This window comes from Streptococcus suis, from assembly GCF_046032515.1.
In the GTDB taxonomy this organism is placed as follows: Bacteria; Bacillota; Bacilli; order Lactobacillales; family Streptococcaceae; genus Streptococcus; species Streptococcus suis_AL.
In genome coordinates, this window is record NZ_JARQPJ010000002.1 from 103,480 (window position 1) to 119,448 (window position 15,969).

Consider the following 15,969-nt stretch of genomic DNA (forward strand, 5'->3'; position numbering starts at 1 on the left):
CCTCCATTAAGTTAGTCTGTTCATTATATCACAAATATTCAGACAATTCCATAAAATATGCTGAGTTCTCAGAAAAGGTACGGAAAATACCTAAAAACCAAAAAGACCAAGCATTAGCCTAGTCCATGATATATATCGTATACTTCTTGTTTTTTGAGTTGGTAGCGTTTGGCCACTTCTTTGATAGCCTGATTAGGTTTTATGCCACTTGCAATTTCCCTTTCTACCTCAGCCTTCAAGTCCACTTCGTCAGCAGAAGGATAGACTGCCTCACCAGCACCCTCGACAATAATCAAGCATTCTCCCTTAAGTGGATTTTCTTCCAAATACTCTAGTAATTCGGAAATGCTTCCTCTCTGGTATTCTTCGTATAACTTAGTCAATTCTCGAACAACTGTTACCTGACGGTCACCATAAACTGTCAACATATTTTCTAAGGTATCTGCCACACGATATGGAGATTCATAGAAAATTTGCGTCTCAGGATAGGTCTTTTTTTCTTGGAAAAATTCTTTTTGCTGCCCCGATTTTCTCGGTAAAAATCCATAAAAAATATGTGGCTGGGGTGCCAAACCAGATGCAATCAAGGCTGTAATTCCCGCCGATGCTCCTGGAAGTGCTACAACAGGAATATCTTCCGCAATCGCTGCCCCTACCAGGTCATGACCAGGATCCGAAATGGAAGGCAGGCCTGCATCAGAAACTTGCGCAATGGACTGACCAGATTTGAGCCAATCAATCAAAACTGGAATTTTTTCATGGGCATTGTGTTCATGAAAGGATATTTGCTTGGTTTCTACTTCAAAATGTTTGAGTAGGAGGCCTGTGTTTCTCGTATCTTCCGCTGCAATTATATCCACCTCTTTCAAGGTCTGAACAGCTCGGAATGTCATATCCTGTAAGTTTCCAATAGGAGTTGGCACCAGATATAAAGTCCCAAAACTCGTCTGTCCCTTAAATGATTTTTGTACTTTCATCCTAATCTCGATTCAATAATTCTACACAGAACATACAAGGTTCATCATTATCCCTACGTTGACCATAAGAGAAGGTACAAATATGGAAACCATCTTCGTAAATATTCTCCAAATTCTCCTTACCAAAGTTGGAAGATTTATGGCCTGTCTTATCTTCTTTTTCCAAACGTTCGCGCAACTTGGAATTTTCCAAACGGAGGGTCGTATTTTCATCAATAACTCCCTGTAAATGCTTTTTGATAGCATCCACTTCTGCCAACGTGGTTAGAAGATTTTGCGAAAAATCATCTAGGGCATCAAAAATTTCTTTTTTATCCATTATCTCCCTTTCTTTTATTTTACAGAGTTATGTACTCTAGACTATTTTGTAGACTTACGTTTGCCTGCCACATCTTCTTAGCCTTAAGAACAGCATCCATTTTTTCACGTACGTTTGCCGATTCCATCATTTTCTCAGATAATATCAGACTCAGAAGGTCAAACAAACGTCCCTGCTCAGCTTTTTCCACAGCTAAAGACACTAGGATTCCAACTTGCAAATAAGCACGCGTAGGCTCCACCAAGAGCAAGTCTGTAAATTTCTTTGTCTGTCCCATCAAATCTAAAAAGTTTTTATTTTCTGCTAACTTTTTCGCTTCTTCTTGACTTGAAACCAGTTGAGCTAAGAGATTCGCTTGTGTTTTTAACAAGCCCTCCTCTTCTAACATTCGCTCCATGGCCGGAATATTTTTAGGAAAACCTATAATCTGTGTCCGACTCTTGATAGTAGGAAGGACGGCTTCTTCCTGATTGGTCAATAAGAAGATGTGAATGGCTGACTGAGGTTCTTCAATCACTTTTAGCAAAGAGTTGGCTGCGTTAGCATGCATTTTCTCAGCATCACGAATAATGAAAACCTGCTTATTGGATTCAAATCCAGATTGTGAAAAATTCTTAACTAATTCACGTATCGTATCTGTTTTGATAACATTTCCCTGCGGTGCAATAACAGTAAGATCTGAAAACTCATTTGCTTCAATTAGACGACAGGAACGACACTTCTGACAAGGAAGGACGCCTTCTTTCTCCTGACAAAATAACGATTGACTGAGAAAAATTGCCATATCAAAACTAGCAAAGTCACCTGAAAATAGATAGGCATGTGCCAAACGTCTCTGCTCTAAAATTGTCACAAAACGTTGAAATACATTGGGTTGTAAGTTTCTAAGTTCTTCAATCTTCATGTTCTTTCTGCAAACCGTTTCTTAATGACCACCAGAGCATCTGCAACAACAGCCTCTAGTGGCTGACTGGCATCAATCTTTACAAACCGCTCTGGTTCCTGCTCTAAAATACTAAGATAGCCTTGACGCACCCGTCTATGCATATCTGCTTTTTCCATATCCAAGCGATCCACATCACGGTCAGCATTGCGGGCAATTCGAGCCAGCCCCTCTTCTGTATCAATATCAAAATAAAGGGTTAAATCTGGCTTTAAACCATCTGTTGCAAACTGGTTAAGCCAATGAATGTCATCTATATCCAAACCCCGTCCAAATCCTTGATAGGCAATAGAGGAATCGATAAAACGATCAATCAAGAGCAATTTCCCCTGTGCCAAGGGTGGAAGAATCTTCTCTTTCAAATGCTGACGTCGTGCTGCAATGAACAATAACAGCTCCGTCTTATCATCCATCGCTGTATTTGCAGGATTCAGAATAATATTGCGAATTTCTTCTGCAATAGCCACCCCACCTGGCTCTCTAGTTGTGACTACTTCTGGCCCCAATTCCTGCAAGGCTGGCAATAACTGTTGCAATACCGTCGTTTTCCCTGCCCCATCTGGACCTTCAAATGTAATAAAAAAACCGTTTCTCATCTTTCCCTCGCTCTTAGTACCAGTATGCACAGTTCAGCACTTCACTTATGAAGACTGGTTCTTAGATATTCATTCCATTTTACCAAAAATTAGTCAAAAAATCACTTGAAAATTGACTTGTTTTTAAGGAGAAAATCTTTTAAAATTGATATATACACATATTCGGAGGTGCTTATGGTTCGTTTGAAAAATATTTTACTTATTTTGCTTGGTGCAGGGCTATTTGCCTTTGGGCTAAATTATTTAATCATGCCCAATCGTCTATTCGAGGGTGGCGCAACTGGATTGACGCTGATTATTTACTACCTTTTTCATATTCAACCTTGGATAATGAACATTGTGATTAATATTCCATTGTTCATCCTCGGGTGGAAAATACTCGGAAAGAAGACTCTCTATCTCAGTATCTTAGGAACCTTTAGCGTTACCTTTTGGTTGGCCATTTTTGAAAAAATCCATTTTTCAATCAATCTACAACAAGATTTGATACTCGTTAGTATCCTGGGTGGGATTCTTATGGGACTAGGATTAGGAACCATCTTCCGTGCTGGCGGAACGACTGGGGGAAGCGATATTATTGCTCGTATAGGTCATAAATTCCTACCTTACTCCATTGGACAAATCATTCTTGCAGTTGACATCCTCATCCTAACTCTGATTGTTATTGTTTTTAAAGACCTTCGTACCGTACTCTATACCTTAATGATGCTGACAATTGCTTCTAGAATGATTGATTTTGTTACAGAGGGCGGATATGGTAGCAAGGGTGTTATGATTGTTTCTCAAAAATCTGACCAATTGGCCCAGGCTATTGATTGTGAAATCGAGCGTGGTGTCACCTTTATCAAAGCACAAGGTTTCTACAGCAAAGCAGATGTCAACATGATTTACTCGGTCATATATAAGAGCCAACTCCAAGAGATGAAGGAGCTTATTCATCGCATTGACCCCCACGCATTTATCACCATTACAGACGCACATGAAGTACTCGGTGAGGGATTTACTTTAGATCGAGATAAAAAACCAATAGAACGCCATTAAACAAACCTGCAGTTTCGCTGAACTGCAGGTTTTATATTATTGATTGGTTTCAAGTGGTTGCTCTGCCTCAGACTGTGCTTCTTTGCCTTGCTCCAGCAAAGCAGCAATGATTTTTTGATCGCGTAGCTTAACAGAATCATTGATAGTCTCTGCTGACCGTACAATAGCTGCTTCCAACTCCCGACGTTTCTGACGCCCTTCATCTATAGCTGCAATAATGCCATTATTTTGGGCAACCAAACTTTCTGCCAATTTGGTAACAGATGCTACTGAAAGGGTCGGATTCTGAGCTGTGCGTTCCATCATCGGGATGGCTTCTTTTGATGTATCCGCAAGCATTTGAAGAGCAGCATTATTAGCATTGACAATCGCATCTGCCGTCTGGCTAGACTTGATAGATTGTTGTAAGATGCCCAACTGTGCAATGGACAATTTCATTGTTGGAATAGTATTGCGACGCAACATCCCAAGGCGCTGTTTCATATCCGAAGAAACCTTGACCAGATTACGCATCTGCGGTGTCGTTGTCCACGCGACATACAAGCGACTCATATACTCAGAATGTTGTTGTTCGAGGATATTAGCAACCTCTGTTACATGTGCCAACTTCTCAGAAGCTACTTGATAATCTACCGTAGTTGGTTGCAGACCTGCCAAGCGTTCTTGCTCTGCTTTTGCTCGCTGGGCAGCCTCTTGACCAGTCGCCTCGATAAAGGCAATCACACCGACTAGATTTTCAATAGACTTAGTATTGTTTTCAATCAAAAGCTCTGCAGAAACAATATTGCGCGCCAACACCTCTTCCTGCTTGACCACACTGGCTGCCATGCTATCCATTTTCTTTTCAATGGTCTGCGAATCAAAATAAAATTCCTGCAAATCATTTTTGGTCTGCTTGAACAGGCGTTGGAAGAAACCTGGTTTCTTTTCTAATTCAGCAGTTGTGGAAATGTCCTTATACTTAGCCACAAAACCATTCAATTCACGGTTGGTATTGGCCAATAGCTCATCCACCTGTGGAATTTCAATCTTCTTCTGTTCTGACAAAATGTGATTGACCGTGGCATTGACTTCTTCTACCGCTTCCTTACCAAAATCCAAGAGGGCATTTTGATTAGCTAAGAAATTATCCACCAATTGGGGAGCCTTGGCACGAATACTTGTTTGTTGTTCCGGTGTCAACTGTGCCAAGAAAGACACTTTTGAATTATCTCCAGTCGGAGTCGCTTGAATAAGCTCTGTTGTCTTATCTTTGGTTGATAAACTATTATTAGCAATCTGATCAATATCGAAATTAAATTCTGACATCTTCTCTATTCCTCTTCTCTTTTCATCATACGCAGACTGACTTCAAAATCTTTCATATCCGCTTCGTTAAATTGTTTGATGGTATCATCCAAATCCTTATCAAACATTTCCATGGCTGATTTTGCCTGCACCAATCGTTCTTCTGCGTTAAAATAATCTTTCGGTGATTTTTTGATTTTCAAATAACCCTGTAAAATATCGTTAAACCGATTCATATTGGCCTCATGGATAGCTGTCAATTCTTCCCGCTTATCTGTCGCCTTTTCCAGCTTTTCAAGAATAACAAGATTGTCTCTTTGAATATTACAATAGGTTTCTAGAATTTCAGGAGCTAAATCCGCTATCATGCCTTGTTCATCCATCACAGCATTACCACCAGTAGAAACCTGTGTGTCAGTATTTTTTTCTGTTTTAGCTTCTGGCAGTTTTAAATGATATTTTAGTTGCAAGGTATCTACAACTTCTTTACTTTCATATCTATTCAGATATTTTCCAACTTTTTGATAGAGCTGATCTAATTCAAATAATTGTCCTAACAGTCTGTTTCGCAACTGTAACACAACCTTATCCTCACCCTTTTCCACCAAGAGCTCTTGATGCTTTTCATAGCCCGAACGAATAGATAGCGCTAATACCTGCAAGCGTTTTATAGAATCTCCATTCAAAAAACGCTGGATAGCCTCTCTCTTGTAAAAATAGCCAATTAAGAGCCCAATGGGCAATAAGATATACCAGAAACTCATGACAAAACCGATTGCCAATAAAACAAGGAGGGCCACAAGTCCTGAATTATTTTTACCATATTTCTTATACTTTTTATATTTGTGCCCCATAGAGCCTCCTCATACATGATATACTTTATTATATCACATTCCCCTAAAATACTAGAATGATAGCTAAAGAAAAAAACCGAGAAATCTCGGTTTTTAAATATTTTTAGCAACAGTCGGAACCAAGCTATCCACTTGGATACCTGCACCCTCGAAAAGAGTTCGAACTTCCTCAACATCAACTTTTCCGTCAATCTGCACTTCGATGACAACTTTTCCAGACTTGGTAGCAAGTTGCACAGTAGATACAATATTATAATCCTTATCTGCCACCAATCGAATAATTTTTTCTAACTCCCCTGCCTTATTTTCAACAAGGAACCGAGCGCGTACTCCTTCTTCTCCATAACCTGAGACATGAAGAAAAGCTGCAAAAATATCACGATCAGTAATAACTCCATAGAGTTGACCATTATCCACGACTGGTAAGATACCGACCTTGTTTTTGTACATGAGATAGACTGCATCTTCTAGACTGGCATAGCCAGAAACGGTAATGACGTTCTTAATCATCACATCCTTGACCTTAGTCTTATTCAAAAGGTAGTTCATCTCGTAAATAGATAGGCTAGTTGCCTTCGATGGACTAGCTTCTGCGATCGTTCCCTCAGTGACCAAACCAACCAACTTATCATTTTCAATAACAGGTAGACGGTGCAAATCCTGTTCACGCATAATATCTGCAGCGTATGCAATGGTTGTATCTGGTGAAATGTAAACAACTTTACGGGTCATAAAATCTTTAACTGACATAGGACTTCCTCCTTTGGTAAATCATACTTTATTATACCACAAATCCGAAAACGATTTCAATATTTAATGAAAAGAAATGAAAATCAGCGATAGAAAACCGCTGATTGTTCCAAAGCTAACTAATTTTTCTATCCTTTAACCGCAAAGTAATGGCCACTTGGACTTGCAAAGTTAAAGTTAGGGAAAGGCTCCGCATTGACCGGACTGCAAGTATCTGTCAGGCCAGCGATTCGTGCCTGAAGACCGTCAATATCATCTGTCTCAAACAAGAGACTTGGCTTCATATCAATCACTTCTGGCGATACTTGGTGGATAAATTCATTTGCATAAACAGTAATGGTCGTTGTTGCTTCTAGATGTGACTTCATATCAAAGGTTTCGTAACCCATCATCTCTGATTCATTGAAGATTGTGAAACCAGCAGCCGTCCAAAAAGCCTTCTCAGCAGCTACATCATCCACATAAAACATAAGACCAAATTCTTTGTTAAACATTTTTATACCTCGGTATAGACATTCTAAAAATACTTCTGATGGAGATACAATGCTATCATATTATCCAGAAATTAGCAAGTAAGAGATAAAAAGAAAACCGTCAAAGTTGGAGGACCAAGTAATGCATATTGCTGGTTTTCCTATCTCCCGATTAAAACAGCCTAGCCTATCCGAATATAAAAAAACTGCCTGCCGGCAGTTCTCATTTTCAACTTAAAACATGGGGGAACCCACTTATAAAGAAAACTGCCTACCGGCAGTTCTCATCTCCAACCTAAAATGAGGCGTCAGCCTCGGGGGGGATAAACCAGCAATCTACATTGCTGGTTTTCCCATTTCCAACCTAAAACAACCCGTCAGTGTGGGGGGACAAAGAAAAAGCCTCGAAAGACTTTTTCTTTTCCTATTTCCAACCTAAAAAGGTCCCCCGGACCTTTTTAGCCACCCAGATATGCTTTTTTGACTTCTTCTGAGGCGAGGAGTTCTTTTCCTGTTCCTGTGAGGACGACTTTTCCTGTTTCTAGGACGTAGCCGCGGTCTGCGATGGCAAGGGCTTTGTTGGCATTTTGTTCGATCAAGAGAACGGTTGTTCCCTGTTTTTGGATATCTTGGATGATATCAAAAATTTCTTGAATGAAGATTGGGGCCAAGCCCATGGAAGGCTCATCAAGGAGCAAGAGTTTCGGTTGGCTCATAAGAGCACGACCCATAGCCAACATCTGCTGCTCACCACCTGAGAGGGTTGCCGCATCTTGGTTCTTACGCTCTTCCAAACGTGGGAAGCGTGCGAAGATTTTCTTCAAGTTAGCTTGGTTTTCCTCGCGATTGTTGCGAAGAAAAGCACCCATTTCCAAGTTTTCCATAACGGTCAAGCCTGCAAAGACATGGCGACCTTCTGGAACTTGTGACAAACCATCCGCTACGATTTTACGGGCAGGAACTTTTTGAATTTCATTTCCAAGGAAAGAAATCGTTCCAGCTGACGGACGTACAAGACCTGAAATAGTACGAAGGATAGAGGTTTTACCAGCACCATTGGCACCAATCAAGGTTACAACTTCTCCCTCATTGACTTCAAAGCTGACATCTTTTACAGCCTCAATAACGCCATAGTTGACGGAAAGATTTTTAACTTCTAACATTGCCATTATGCTTCACCTCCAAGGTAGGCTTCAATTACGCGCTTGTTATTACGGATTTCTTCAGGAGTACCGTGGGCAATCAAACGACCGTATTCCAATACATAGATACGCTCCGTCACTTCCATAACCAAGCTCATATCGTGTTCAATCAAGATGATGGTAATGCCAAATTCTTCCTTGATTTTTCGGATGAGTTGGGTCAATTCTGCCGTTTCCTGCGGGTTCATACCAGCCGCTGGCTCATCCAAGAAAAGAATTTTTGGATCGGTCGCAAGGGCACGAACGATTTCCAAACGGCGTTGTTGACCGTAAGGAAGGTTCTTAGCCAGCGTATCCGCATCGCCATCCAAATCGAAAATCTTCAAGAGTTCAATCGCCTTGTTTTTCAATTCTTCTTCATTTTTATAAAATGCTGGAAGTCGTAAGAAACTTGCGAGAACTTCTGCTTTGCCGTGATTACCAAGTCCAATCAATACATTTTCCAAAACGGTCATATTTTTGAACAAACGAATGTTCTGGAAAGTACGACCAAGACCAAGCGAAGCAATTTTTGATGGTGCTTTACCGTTCAAAATAGTCCCTGCAAGAGAAATTGTCCCCTCGCTTGGTTCATAAACACCTGTTAAGAGGTTGAAAAGAGTCGTTTTACCAGCACCGTTTGGACCGATAAGACCAACCAATTCCCCTTCATGAAGTTCCATGGTCACGTCACCAACGGCAGTCAGGCCACCGAAGTTCTTGGTTAAATCTTTTACTTCAAGTAATGCCATTACTTAACCTCCTTCTTCTTGAGTAGAGCCGCTACGCTGAATTCCTTAGTTCCCAAAAGACCTCCAGGACGGAAAATCATCAAGAGAATAAGAGCTAATGAATAGATAATCATTGAAATATCAGAGTAACTCTTGAGGAATACGTTCAAAATACCAAGTACAATGGCTGCTACAAAGGTACCTGTGATAGAGCCCAAACCACCCAATACAATGATAATCAAAACGTTAACGGATGTCATAAAGGCAAAGTCTTTCGGAACAATTGTCCCAACGTATCCTGCATGGAGACCACCTGCAATGGCTGCCGTCATAGCACCAAATACAAAGGCTGAAACCTTAACAAATGTTGGATTGACACCTACAGATTCTGCCGCAATTTCATCCTCACGAACAGAAATTGTAGCACGTCCCATCGGACTGCGCAAAAAGTTAACTGTCACCAAGGTTGTGATGATTACAAAAATATAAACTAAAGGCCAGCTTGTAAAGAGTGGAATAGACATAATACCTGCTGCACCATTCGTTACACTACCACCATTGATAATTAAAATACGAATAATCTCTGCAACACCAAGAGTCGCAATGGCAAGGTAGTCACCTTTCAAACGCAATGTTGGAAGACCTACTAAGAGGGCTACACCACCAGCAACCAACATACCAACAAGCAAGGCAATAGCAAAACCACCATAAGATGGCATCATTTTCCCAAGGATACCTACTGCATAAGCACCAATAGCCATAAAACCAGCATGACCAAGTGAAAATTGACCTGAAAAACCGACAATCAAGTTTAAACCAACTGCCAAGATTATCTGAATTCCGATTTGCTGAACAATCTGGATGTAGTAAAAATTCAGAATCCCTGCTGATACAAGACCTTGAATAAGTCCAAAGCCAGCTAATAAGATTGCCAACCAAATTGCATTAACTTTTAAATTTTGCTTCATGGTTACACCTTCTCTTTCACATTTTTACCAAGAATACCACTTGGACGAACAAGGAGGATGATGATCAATACAGCATAAACAATCGCATCACGGAAAGTATCCAAACCGACTACATATGTAAATGTCTCAATAATACCGATAACAAATCCACCAAGTGCTGCACCTGGAATAATACCGATACCGCCCAATACTGCCGCAACAAAGGCTTTAAGACCTGGCGTCATCCCCATCAAAGGCTCTATCTGGTTATAGTAGAGACCTAGGAGAACACCCGCTGCCCCCGCAAGAGCTGAACCAAGAGCAAAAGTAAAGCTGATTGTACGGTTTACGTTAATCCCCATCAACTGAGCTGCATCGCTATCTACAGAGACCGCACGCATGGCTTTCCCCATTTTTGTACGTTTGACAATTAATTGAAGAGCGACCATCAACACAAGCGATACACCAAGAATAATCAACTGGATATTGGTAACAGAAACTGGACCAAGGTTAAAGGTCACAGCCTCGATGGCTTGTGGAAAGGCTTTTACGTCTGCTGTAAAGAATTTGACCATAGTGTATTCCAAGAAGAAAGATACACCGATAGCCGTAATTAAAGCTGCTATACGCGTTGAATTACGCAAAGGACGATAGGCTAAAAACTCTATAACGACACCGAGAATAGCCGTCCCCACCATCGCTAGAACGAGAGCAACAAAGAAACGCGTTCCACCATCTGCAATAAAAGTTAAATTGTTTAATAGGAAGTACCCCATAAAAGCACCCATCATATACAAATCACCATGGGCGAAGTTAATGAGTTTGATAATTCCGTACACCATGGTATAACCAAGGGCCAAAAGGGCATAAACAGAACCAAGAATCAAACCATTGACAAGTTGTTGAAGCATAGGTTCACCAATCTTTCTAAATATTTTTCGAGCTCAATAGCATTGTTACATTATACAAAATTTTCTGAAAATAAGCAAGTTAGACAGGGAGTTTAATCATTACGTTTAATCATTACCGAAAATTTTACCCAAATTTTATATCCGCATGTCTACTATTCTATACATTCTGACAAGTGAAAAAGAGGGAATTCCCTCTTTTCATCCACTATTAGTCAATAGAGATAGTATCTACAGATGATTCTTCTCCGTTTGTTAGACCAACAACATAAACTGATTTAACAACATTATGCTCTTTGTCAACAGACATTGTACCAGTCACACCTTCAAAGTCTTTCAGAGCTGCAAGATTAGCCTTCACTGCTGCTGAATCAGCTGTACCTTTTGCTGCTTCTGCTGCCATGTAAACTGAGTCGTAAGCTAGAGCTGAGAACATTGATGGCTCTTCATTGTATTCTTTCTTATATGCATCATAGAATGCTTTTGCTTTTTCACTTGCTGATGTTACAAATGCAGAAAGGTAGTAAACATTTGATGCTGCTGATGCAGTTGCCAATTCAGTAAATTGTGGTGAGTCAAAACCATCTGAACCAAGAATTGGCTTGTCAATACCCAAACCGCGTGCTTGCTTCACAATTGTACCTGTTTCATTGTAGTAACCAGGCATGATGATAGCATCAAATTCCTTATCTTTCAATTTTGTCAAAGCAGCTTGGAAATCTTTATCGCCAGAAGCAAATGTGATTTCTGAAACGATTTCTCCTGTGTATGCTTTCTTGAACGCCTCTGCTACACCCTTACCATAATCAGAAGAGTTGTCAAAGTAAAGAACAACTTTCTTAGCTGACAAGTTCTCAGTAGCGTATTTAGCCATGATTTGACCTTGATACCCATCTGTAAAGGTTGTACGGAAGAAGTATTCTTGGACCTCACCTTTATCGTTCACAACCAAGTTTGTTTGAGTTCCTGAAGGAGTAATCATAGGAACACCAGCAGATGTCAATGCTGGAATAGAGGCTGCTGAAGCTCCTGATGTAGCTGGGCCAATCACAACGTTTGCCCCTTCACTTGCCAAGCTTGTTGCAACAGTAGCTGCCTCTGCTGTTTCAGACTTGTTGTCTTTTGTGATCACTTCGATTTTTTTGCCGTCAATACCACCCGCAGCATTGATTTCTTTCACGGCAAGGTTGGCACCTTTTTCCTCTGTTTGACCATAAGATGAAACAGCACCTGACAACTCCAAGTTGTAGCCAATTTTAAACGTACCACCTACAGAAGAACCTGCGGCTGAAGTATTGGTTGTCGAAACATTACCACATGCAGCGAGTAGAGCTGCAGAGGCAAATGTAGCAAGCGCTACTGCAAATTTTCTTGTTTTCATGAAAACTCCTTAAATCTTTCTTAAATTTTGCGATGTATCTAATATACTGAATTATCAGAAAATTGTCAACAAAAAAAGAAAAAATTTTTTCAAAAAGGAAAACAGCAAGTAAAAACAGGCTATCAAGCCTGTTCAAACATTACATTACTGCCTCTTCTTCCCGCCATAAACTACCAACAAAATCTTGATTGATATCTTTGATATAGGAAGGGACCACTTTTTTGACAAACTTTTCTTTTTTTAGTTTTGCCATAATCTCTTCCTGCTGATCTTGATTTATATAAACAGAAACGTAACGTAATCGTTTTGAATGATAAATCAAATCACCATATTGGCTCAGCTTGCGAGCATCTCGATTGTAATGCAAGTAAATGGTTAAGCATGTGCGTGACTGTTTCTCAAACATAACTTCTCCTCTTCAAGTAACTCTGAACTTATTATACCTTTTTCATTGAAAATTGAAAAGCTTGAGCTAATTCAAAAAAGAGATGAATGAATCATCTCTTTCCAACTAGTCACTTATTTTGCTTTTGTATTGTCCATGATTTGGTCAATGAAGCCGTAAGCAAGTGTTTCTTCGGCTGTCATCCAGTAATCACGTTCTGCATCCTTATGGATTTGTTTGACTGTTTTTCCTGAATTATCAGCTAAGATTTTTTCCAATTTGTTACGTGTTTTGAGCAAGTGCTCGGCAGCAATCGCCATGTCTGTCTGCTGAGTACCGCCACCAGTACCACCCATTGGCTGGTGAATCATGTATTCTGCATTTGGCAACATGAAACGTTTACCCTTGGCACCGCTTGATGCAATAATCGTTCCCATGCTGGCTGCTGTTCCCATAACAATCGTTTGAACATCAGCTTTAATGAAATTCATCGTGTCCACAATGGCAAGACCTGCTGACACAGAACCTCCTGGTGTATTGACATAAAGATAAATATCCTTAGTTGGGTCTTGGGCATCAAGGAAAAGCAATTGGGCAATGATTGAGTTTGCCATGTTATCCTCAACTGGTCCTGTCAACATGATAATACGGTCTTTCAACAGGCGTGAATAAATATCATACGAGCGCTCACCACGGCTAGTTTGTTCAATAACTACTGGAATCATAAAATTACTCCTTTTCGAGATTTTCTGTACCCATTATATATGAATAGTCAAAATTGGTCAAATAAAAAACACGATTTCAGGAAATGAAAAAGAAACCAGCAGAGCTGATTCCTTTTAATCAATTATTTTGTACCGAACAAGCGGTCACCTGCATCTCCCAAACCTGGTACGATGTAGCCTTTTTCATTGAGTTTTTCATCCAAAGCTGCTGTGTAAATATCAATGTCTGGATGTGCATCTTGAAGAGCTTTTACACCTTCTGGAGCTGAAACAAGAGCAACAAATTTGATATTTGAAGCACCACGTTTTTTCAATGAATCAACTGCAAGAATAGCTGAACCACCTGTAGCAAGCATTGGGTCAACTACAAAAATATGACGTTGATCAATATCTTCTGGTAATTTCACAAGATACTCAACGGGTTGGAGGGTTTCTTCATCGCGGTACATACCAATGTGACCAACCTTAGCAGCGGGTACAAGGCTAAGCAAACCGTCAACCATACCAACACCTGCACGAAGAATTGGTACAATAGCCAATTTTTTACCGGCAATTTGTTTTTGAACTGTTTTCGTAATTGGTGTTTCAATCTCCACATCTTCCAGTGGCAAGTCACGCAAAACTTCGTAACCCATTAGCATTGCGATTTCATTTACCAACTCACGAAAATCCTTAGTAGAAGTCGATGTCCGACGAAGGATTGACAACTTGTGCTGAATGAGTGGGTGTGAAATGACTTGGAATTTACCCATGATGATAAAACCTCTCTTTTTTGTTTTTTCCATTTTACCAAAAAATCATGAAAAAAGCATGGGAAAAGAAAAGGAATTTATTTTTTGAGAACGATTGCCTCATACGGTCTTAATATTTGTCTATCCAAAAATGCAGCTTCATCGTAGTTATGCATAAACAAGGAATACCCTTCGCTTGATACGTCAAATGCTTGCTCATCACTTGTGAAATTCACCAGAATAATGAAATCATCCTGTTCATCATATTTACGGTAAGCCATTACCAAGCTATTTCCAGTCTCCATCACTTCATATTTTCCTTCAGACATACAAGGATACTCTTTCCGAAGAGCGATTAATTTTTGATAGGTATAGAAAAGCGATTGTTTGTCTGCAAGTGCTTTTTCAACGTTGATGTCTTTGACAGTATCTCCCAAAGCCAGCCAGGCTTGACCTGTACTGAAGCCCGCTCCTTCTGCCTCTGTCCATTGCATTGGACGGCGAGCATTATCACGACCTTTGGCATTTATAGAAGTAATCAATTCCCCCTTGGTGAAGCCATTTTCAATCCGCTCCGCATACATGCGACGTGTTTCAATATCGTCCGCTTGGCTAATATCTGTAATCGGTGTATTAATCATACCGATTTCCTCACCTTGGTAGATATAAGGTGTCCCTGACATAAAATGAAGATAGATAGCCAACATTTTACCACTTAGTTCACGAAATGCAGGTCGATCATCACCGAAGCGAGAAATGGCACGAGGTAAATCGTGGTTATTCCAGAAAAGTGAGTTCCAGCCTTTACCAACCAGTTCAGTCTGCCATTTGGATAGAACCTTATGCAAACGAGCTGGATCAAGCGGTGCCAAATCCCACTTTTCTTTCCCTTCCTGCTGATCAAGTCCGACATGTTCAAATTGGAAAATCATCGAAAATTCTTTTCGATCAGGATGCGAATATAACTGAGCATTTTCTGGATTGGCACTCCAGGTTTCTCCAACAGTCACTAAGTCATAAGCACCAAAGGTTTTCTCATTTAATTCCTGAATAAGAGGATGGAGAGTCGGTCCATCGGCTGTAATTAATTTTTCCGGTTCTTTTCCAATCAAATCAATCACATCTAGCCTGAAACCGCCGACACCTTTTTCAATCCAAAAATTGATCATGTCCCAGATTTCTTGTTTCAGAGCAGGATTTTTCCAGTTCAGATCTGGTTGCTTAACAGAGAATTGGTGGAGATAGTATTTGTTCAGATGTGGAACGTATTCCCAAGCAGAGCCTGAAAAGGTCGAGCGTAATTCATTCGGCTCATCAGCCCAAACATAATAATCATAATAGGGATTATCTGGTCCTTTGAGGGCTTCTTGAAACCAGAAATGTTCATCCGAGGTATGATTGAGCACCAAATCCATGATTATTTTGATATTGCGTTTATGGCCTTCTGCAATCAGCTCTTCCATATCTTCCATGGTCCCAAATTCTGGAGCAATTCCTTGGTAGTCGCTGATGTCGTAACCATTGTCATCCATGGGGGACTGATAAACAGGACTGAGCCAAATAGCATCAATTCCTAGCTCCTGTAGATAATCTAATCGGCTGATAATCCCTCGAATATCCCCTACTCCATCTCCATTTGAATCTTGAAAACTACGAGGATAAATTTGGTAAATGACGGACTTCTTCCACCAATCTGTTTTTTGTATTTCTGACATTTGATTGATCCTTTCTGTACAATCT

At 40.3% G+C, this 15,969-nt stretch carries 18 protein-coding genes; 1 reads left to right on the forward strand and 17 read right to left on the reverse strand.

Going from position 1 to position 15,969, the window contains the following annotated elements; translation table 11 throughout:
• Positions 1 to 113 precede the first annotated feature (113 nt).
• Genes rsmI through tmk form a run of 4 tightly spaced genes read right to left on the reverse strand, consistent with a single transcriptional unit; the run spans position 114 to position 2,835 of the window.
• Positions 114 to 977, reverse strand: coding sequence for a 16S rRNA (cytidine(1402)-2'-O)-methyltransferase (gene rsmI / locus P7J49_RS01725; protein WP_408569041.1), 864 nt, complete (start codon positions 975 to 977; stop codon positions 114 to 116).
• Position 978: 1 nt separating this feature from the next.
• Positions 979 to 1,296 carry a DNA replication initiation control protein YabA gene (yabA, locus tag P7J49_RS01730; RefSeq protein WP_002935361.1) on the reverse strand — a complete coding sequence of 106 codons (318 nt, stop codon included), beginning with the start codon at positions 1,294 to 1,296 and terminating at the stop codon, positions 979 to 981.
• Positions 1,297 to 1,315: 19 nt separating this feature from the next.
• Complete coding sequence (locus P7J49_RS01735) at positions 1,316 to 2,200, reverse strand: DNA polymerase III subunit delta' (RefSeq protein WP_015646955.1); 885 nt, start codon at positions 2,198 to 2,200, stop codon at positions 1,316 to 1,318.
• Positions 2,197 to 2,835 (reverse strand): dTMP kinase, encoded by a 639-nt coding sequence (gene tmk / locus P7J49_RS01740; RefSeq protein WP_024418527.1) that lies wholly within the window; start codon positions 2,833 to 2,835, stop codon positions 2,197 to 2,199. The genes P7J49_RS01735 and tmk overlap by 4 nt, the downstream gene beginning before the upstream one ends.
• A 174-nt stretch (positions 2,836 to 3,009) precedes the next feature.
• Here tmk and P7J49_RS01745 point away from each other — a divergent pair, with 174 nt between their 5' ends.
• Positions 3,010 to 3,876 (forward strand): YitT family protein, encoded by an 867-nt coding sequence (locus P7J49_RS01745; RefSeq protein ID WP_024379692.1) that lies wholly within the window; start codon positions 3,010 to 3,012, stop codon positions 3,874 to 3,876.
• A gap of 36 nt (positions 3,877 to 3,912) precedes the next feature.
• Here P7J49_RS01745 and P7J49_RS01750 read toward each other — a convergent pair whose 3' ends face one another.
• The 13 genes from P7J49_RS01750 to P7J49_RS01810 form a co-directional block, all read right to left on the reverse strand.
• Complete coding sequence (locus P7J49_RS01750) at positions 3,913 to 5,184, reverse strand: toxic anion resistance protein (protein WP_408569044.1); 1,272 nt, start codon at positions 5,182 to 5,184, stop codon at positions 3,913 to 3,915.
• 5 nt (positions 5,185 to 5,189) lie between these two features.
• Positions 5,190 to 6,017, reverse strand: a complete 828-nt coding sequence (locus P7J49_RS01755; RefSeq protein ID WP_408569046.1) for a hypothetical protein — start codon at positions 6,015 to 6,017, stop codon at positions 5,190 to 5,192.
• Positions 6,018 to 6,110: 93 nt separating this feature from the next.
• Complete coding sequence (locus P7J49_RS01760) at positions 6,111 to 6,767, reverse strand: CBS domain-containing protein (protein WP_105112737.1); 657 nt, start codon at positions 6,765 to 6,767, stop codon at positions 6,111 to 6,113.
• A gap of 128 nt (positions 6,768 to 6,895) precedes the next feature.
• Positions 6,896 to 7,261 carry a glyoxalase gene (locus tag P7J49_RS01765; RefSeq protein ID WP_408569048.1) on the reverse strand — a complete coding sequence of 122 codons (366 nt, stop codon included), beginning with the start codon at positions 7,259 to 7,261 and terminating at the stop codon, positions 6,896 to 6,898.
• A gap of 437 nt (positions 7,262 to 7,698) precedes the next feature.
• Complete coding sequence (locus P7J49_RS01770; protein ID WP_105110045.1) at positions 7,699 to 8,409, reverse strand: ABC transporter ATP-binding protein; 711 nt, start codon at positions 8,407 to 8,409, stop codon at positions 7,699 to 7,701.
• Positions 8,409 to 9,173, reverse strand: coding sequence for an ABC transporter ATP-binding protein (locus tag P7J49_RS01775; protein WP_408569050.1), 765 nt, complete (start codon positions 9,171 to 9,173; stop codon positions 8,409 to 8,411). Before P7J49_RS01775 ends, P7J49_RS01770 begins: the two co-directional genes overlap by 1 nt.
• Positions 9,173 to 10,120 (reverse strand): branched-chain amino acid ABC transporter permease, encoded by a 948-nt coding sequence (locus P7J49_RS01780; protein WP_029996528.1) that lies wholly within the window; start codon positions 10,118 to 10,120, stop codon positions 9,173 to 9,175. The genes P7J49_RS01775 and P7J49_RS01780 overlap by 1 nt, the downstream gene beginning before the upstream one ends.
• Positions 10,121 to 10,122: 2 nt before the next feature.
• The gene (locus tag P7J49_RS01785) at positions 10,123 to 11,010 is read right to left on the reverse strand and encodes a branched-chain amino acid ABC transporter permease (protein ID WP_408569052.1); all 888 of its coding nucleotides are present in this window, start codon (positions 11,008 to 11,010) and stop codon (positions 10,123 to 10,125) included.
• Between the two features lie 208 nt (positions 11,011 to 11,218).
• Positions 11,219 to 12,388, reverse strand: a complete 1,170-nt coding sequence (locus tag P7J49_RS01790) for an ABC transporter substrate-binding protein (protein WP_408569054.1) — start codon at positions 12,386 to 12,388, stop codon at positions 11,219 to 11,221.
• 139 nt (positions 12,389 to 12,527) lie between these two features.
• Positions 12,528 to 12,794, reverse strand: coding sequence for a DUF2129 domain-containing protein (locus P7J49_RS01795; protein WP_408569055.1), 267 nt, complete (start codon positions 12,792 to 12,794; stop codon positions 12,528 to 12,530).
• Between the two features lie 113 nt (positions 12,795 to 12,907).
• Positions 12,908 to 13,519 carry an ATP-dependent Clp protease proteolytic subunit gene (locus P7J49_RS01800; protein ID WP_408569111.1) on the reverse strand — a complete coding sequence of 204 codons (612 nt, stop codon included), beginning with the start codon at positions 13,517 to 13,519 and terminating at the stop codon, positions 12,908 to 12,910.
• 101 nt (positions 13,520 to 13,620) lie between these two features.
• The gene (gene upp, locus P7J49_RS01805; RefSeq protein ID WP_012027487.1) at positions 13,621 to 14,250 is read right to left on the reverse strand and encodes a uracil phosphoribosyltransferase; all 630 of its coding nucleotides are present in this window, start codon (positions 14,248 to 14,250) and stop codon (positions 13,621 to 13,623) included.
• 77 nt (positions 14,251 to 14,327) lie between these two features.
• Positions 14,328 to 15,944 carry a glycoside hydrolase family 13 protein gene (locus P7J49_RS01810; protein WP_408569057.1) on the reverse strand — a complete coding sequence of 539 codons (1,617 nt, stop codon included), beginning with the start codon at positions 15,942 to 15,944 and terminating at the stop codon, positions 14,328 to 14,330.
• Positions 15,945 to 15,969: the final 25 nt, after the last annotated feature.

Excerpts from the sequence above, each read along its gene's own strand:
- rsmI (WP_408569041.1), bottom strand. The coding sequence starts at position 977 with ATGAAAGTACAAAAATCATTTAAGGGACAGACGAGTTTTGGGACTTTA.
- yabA (WP_002935361.1), bottom strand. The coding sequence starts at position 1,296 with ATGGATAAAAAAGAAATTTTTGATGCCCTAGATGATTTTTCGCAAAAT.
- P7J49_RS01735 (WP_015646955.1), bottom strand. The coding sequence starts at position 2,200 with ATGAAGATTGAAGAACTTAGAAACTTACAACCCAATGTATTTCAACGT.
- tmk (WP_024418527.1), bottom strand. The coding sequence starts at position 2,835 with ATGAGAAACGGTTTTTTTATTACATTTGAAGGTCCAGATGGGGCAGGG.
- P7J49_RS01745 (WP_024379692.1), top strand. The coding sequence starts at position 3,010 with ATGGTTCGTTTGAAAAATATTTTACTTATTTTGCTTGGTGCAGGGCTA.
- P7J49_RS01750 (WP_408569044.1), bottom strand. The coding sequence starts at position 5,184 with ATGTCAGAATTTAATTTCGATATTGATCAGATTGCTAATAATAGTTTA.
- P7J49_RS01755 (WP_408569046.1), bottom strand. The coding sequence starts at position 6,017 with ATGGGGCACAAATATAAAAAGTATAAGAAATATGGTAAAAATAATTCA.
- P7J49_RS01760 (WP_105112737.1), bottom strand. The coding sequence starts at position 6,767 with ATGTCAGTTAAAGATTTTATGACCCGTAAAGTTGTTTACATTTCACCA.
- P7J49_RS01765 (WP_408569048.1), bottom strand. The coding sequence starts at position 7,261 with ATGTTTAACAAAGAATTTGGTCTTATGTTTTATGTGGATGATGTAGCT.
- P7J49_RS01770 (WP_105110045.1), bottom strand. The coding sequence starts at position 8,409 with ATGGCAATGTTAGAAGTTAAAAATCTTTCCGTCAACTATGGCGTTATT.
- P7J49_RS01775 (WP_408569050.1), bottom strand. The coding sequence starts at position 9,173 with ATGGCATTACTTGAAGTAAAAGATTTAACCAAGAACTTCGGTGGCCTG.
- P7J49_RS01780 (WP_029996528.1), bottom strand. The coding sequence starts at position 10,120 with ATGAAGCAAAATTTAAAAGTTAATGCAATTTGGTTGGCAATCTTATTA.
- P7J49_RS01785 (WP_408569052.1), bottom strand. The coding sequence starts at position 11,010 with ATGCTTCAACAACTTGTCAATGGTTTGATTCTTGGTTCTGTTTATGCC.
- P7J49_RS01790 (WP_408569054.1), bottom strand. The coding sequence starts at position 12,388 with ATGAAAACAAGAAAATTTGCAGTAGCGCTTGCTACATTTGCCTCTGCA.
- P7J49_RS01795 (WP_408569055.1), bottom strand. The coding sequence starts at position 12,794 with ATGTTTGAGAAACAGTCACGCACATGCTTAACCATTTACTTGCATTAC.
- upp (WP_012027487.1), bottom strand. The coding sequence starts at position 14,250 with ATGGGTAAATTCCAAGTCATTTCACACCCACTCATTCAGCACAAGTTG.
- P7J49_RS01810 (WP_408569057.1), bottom strand. The coding sequence starts at position 15,944 with ATGTCAGAAATACAAAAAACAGATTGGTGGAAGAAGTCCGTCATTTAC.